General features: G+C 73.5%; 1 pseudogene. It reads left to right on the top strand.

The window, feature by feature from the left end:
- Positions 1–31: 31 nt before the first annotated feature.
- Positions 32–614: pseudogene (locus AC27KI_RS26820) on the top strand (DUF58 domain-containing protein); the annotation flags it as partial.

Below are 614 nucleotides of genomic sequence, written 5' to 3'. Positions count from 1 at the left end.
CCGCACGCCCCCGCGCGCGGCCCTTCGGCCGCTGTCCGCCCTGCAGCGGCGCTGGCAGCGCTGGTGGCAGTCGCGCATCAAGCGCACCGACACCGTCACGCTCACCCAGCGCAACGTGTACATCCTGCCCACGGGCGCGGGCTGGATGCTGGCGCTCACGCTGCTGGTACTGCTCGTGGCGTCCATCAACTTCCAGCTGAACCTGGGCTACCTGCTCACCTTCCTGCTGGCCGGCAGCGCGGTGGTGGGCATCCACATCTGCCACGGCACGCTGCGCGGCCTCACCCTGCACCTGGTGGCGCCGGAGCCGCAGTTCCTGGGCACCAGCACCGCGCTGGAGGTGCAGCTGAGCCACACGCGGCGCACCGCGCGCCACGGCATCGCGGTGGCGGTGCACGGCGCGGGCACGGACACCAAATGGGTCTGGACCGACGTGCCCGCCGAGGGCTCGGCCAGCGTGCAGGTGGCCTACCAGCCGCTGCGGCGCGGGCTGCACGATGCGCCCACGCTCACGGCCGAGACGCGCTTTCCGCTGGGCACCTTCCGCGTCTGGACCCTCTGGCGGCCCGCGGCGCAGGTGCTGGTGTATCCCCAGCCCGAGGTGCCGCCACCCG

The organism is Acidovorax sp. KPB24-03 (genome assembly GCF_057546605.1).
This window is presented reverse-complemented; position numbering and strand designations above follow the sequence as displayed.